We start from the raw sequence: 3,053 nt of genomic DNA, 5'->3' as shown, positions 1-3,053 counted from the left end.
CTCTATCTAATAACTACAATTATACAACATTATGTTGAATAATTATACAGTTGATTTTGGGAGATAGGCTCCCTTATCAACCTAAATTTATTATACAAGGAGAATAAAACATGAAAGGAAACTTATTGAAAAAAGTTATTTCCTGTGTGCTCGGCGCCACTATGGTTACTTCCATGTTCGTGACAGGTTTTTCGTTTGCTTCAGCTGAAGTAGGATACATAAATCTTGACCGTACAGATTTTAAAATAACCGTTCCAAGCGCTTACGGCAGCAATCCTTCAACATATATGCCGGACGGCAACAAGAGTACTATCTGGGAAACAGACTGGAGTCAGGGAAGCACTCAGCTTCCTGCTGAAATACTTGTGGATATGGGCGAGGTTAAGGAGAACGTATCCAGAGTTATTTATACTCCAAGACAGACAGACGTAAACGGAAAAATTAAAGACTATAAGGTTTATGCCGGAGAAACAACAGAGGATATGCAGCTTGTATCTGAGGGCTCTTGGGACTGGGGTTCAACAAATACAGAAATTGCTGCTAAAATCGATGACGCTTATGCAGATTTTGATATTCCTGTAAATGCTCGTTATATCAAGATTTTGGTTGAATCTGCAACTACAAAGCCACCGGATCCTAACCAGACAATCACATGCGCAGAACTCAATATCGCAGTTGAGGGCGAAGTTGAGCCTCCTGTACCGGACGGAAAAATTCCTCAGAACGAAATGTCAGTAGAGTACGTTGTATCTCAGTACGGCGGAAGCCCTGCAAAGAAATGCTTGACGGAAACAAGAGCACCTGGTGGGAATCTGACTGGAGCTCCAGTGCAACTTATTTTGAACCGGGCGATTACTTTATTATTGATTTGGGTAAAGTAAGAGAGGATCTTTCTCAGATTATTTTCACACCTCGTCAGGATAATCAGAACGGTCATATTTATGAATTTGAAATCTACACAAGTGCTGTTGAGGGCGACTTGACAGATACTGATATTGATAACGAAGCAAACGGCTTTACTTTAGCTGGTAAAGGCGAATGGGGCAGCGGCACTGACGACTGCACAGCCACCTTTGCAAGCAGAGATGCAAGATATGTAGCAGTTAAGGTATTCTCTGTAGGCGGCGACGGCAATACAATCACATGCGGCGAGTTTAACGCAAAGACAGAAGCAGACGTAACAGTTGATGTTTCTGCTCTTGAGGGCGCAATCGCTATTGCACAGCAGGCTATTGCTGATACAACAAACGAAATCGCTAAAGAGAAAATCCAGGCTGCTCTCGACGCAGTAGGTGATGTAAATCTTTATGTTCAGGAAGGTGTACAGGCTGCTGCTGACGCTCTCCTCGAAACAGTTGAAACATATGCAACTATTGGAAATGTTACAACTGTAAAACCTGGTAAGGTTTGGGTTGACAACAACGGTAATGCAATTCAGGCTCACGGCGGCGGTATTCTCTACGATGAGAAAACAAAGACATACTACTGGTACGGCGAGCATAAGGGCTATGAGAACGTTCCTACAGGCGCTGAAACAGGTAACCCAGGTATCGGTATCGGCTGCTATTCTTCAAAGGATCTTCTTAACTGGACTTACGAGGGAGTAGCTCTTCCAGTATTCAACAATCCTCAGCTTGTTGACGGTACAACAACAGACGACGATGTACCAATGTATGTTTCAGAAGAGTCTGATATCTACAAGAACAGTCCGCTTCCAGAGTTTGAGGGCACAGCTTCAAATCACAACGGACTTATGAAATCACCTTATTCAAGCCTTTCAGCTTTGAATTCTGACGAGTATATTGACGAGCTCAATGCTCTCTATGAGAACGACAACCTTACATTTGAAGAGAAACAGCAGATGTACAGAGAGTTCAACTGGAACAGAGTTGTTGAAAGACCAAAGGTAATTTACAACGACGCTACAGGTAAGTATGTAATGTGGTGGCACCAGGACGGCCCAAGAATGGGACTTTATACTGTTGCTTCCGCTGGTATTGCAATATCCGATTCACCTACAGGTCCGTTTAAGTATCTCTGCACAAGAAGAGTTACAATGACAGGCGTTCTTACAACAGGCAACGGTGACGGTATGCTCCGTGATATGACTTTGTTCAAGGATGACGACGGAACAGCTTATGTTGTTTATTCTTCAGAAGAAAACGCAACTACAATTATCCACAAGCTCAACGATGAGTACACAGGACTCAGCGGCGATTTGGAGGATATTTCACAAAACACACCAGCTAACTTTACAGAGGGTGTTGACTACGTGAGAGTATTTGCCGGTCAATACAGAGAAGCTCCTGCAATGTTTAAGGATGGAGATACATATTATCTCATTACCTCCGGTCAGTCCGGTTGGAATCCAAACCCATGCCGGTATTCCTATGTTGAGGGAGATATCTTCGGTGAGTGGGCTCCTAACAAGAAGTTTGCTGTAAACGATATCCCATACGGAACACAGCAGGAAACAACATTTAGAAGCCAGAGCACATTTATTCTCCCGGTTCGTGATGAGGACGGAAACAAGGTTCCAGGTAAGTTTGTTTACATGGGCTACCGCTGGTTCAGAGAAAATCTCCAGGATTCCCGTTACATTTGGCTCCCATTGAACTTCAACGGTGAGACACACGAAATCACAATGGAATGGAAAGATGAGTGGTCATTTAAGGATCTTATCGGTGATTATGAGCCTGAGTATGAATTGGGCGACGTAAACCACGATAAGACTGTTGATGTTTTGGATGTTACAGCTATTCAGAAATACCTTGTAAGCGTTGAAGACGAAAACTTTGATGTTAAATTGGCAGACGTAAATGAGGACGGCGCAATCAACATTAAGGACGCTACAACTATTCAGCTCAAGCTTTCAAAATAATAATTTTGAGATAAAAAAGTCTTAGAATAAGTAATCCCCTCGGTGTTAAAGCCGGGGGGATTTTTGTATATAGAAAACCACTCGCTAGGCGAGTGGTTCAAAAGAAGGCGACAGCCGGTGATGTAGAAAATAAAACTCCTTTTGTTGTAAAATAAGCTTGCGGTCTGGCAGC

The 3,053-nt window shown here is 42.9% G+C and carries 2 protein-coding genes; both read left to right on the top strand.

The window, feature by feature from the left end:
• Positions 1-110: 110 nt before the first annotated feature.
• Complete coding sequence (locus B5F08_RS12965; protein ID WP_087380354.1) at positions 111-881, top strand: discoidin domain-containing protein; 771 nt, start codon at positions 111-113, stop codon at positions 879-881.
• On the top strand, positions 779-2,881 hold the full coding sequence (locus tag B5F08_RS12960; protein WP_087380351.1) for a family 43 glycosylhydrolase: 2,103 nt from the start codon (positions 779-781) through the stop codon (positions 2,879-2,881). The genes B5F08_RS12965 and B5F08_RS12960 overlap by 103 nt, the downstream gene beginning before the upstream one ends.
• Positions 2,882-3,053: the final 172 nt, after the last annotated feature.

This window comes from Anaeromassilibacillus sp. An172 (assembly GCF_002160515.1).
GTDB classification, from domain to species: domain Bacteria; phylum Bacillota; class Clostridia; order Oscillospirales; family Acutalibacteraceae; genus Limousia; species Limousia pullorum.
Note: the sequence above shows the minus strand (reverse complement) of the source record. Positions and strands in the feature narration are given on the sequence as shown.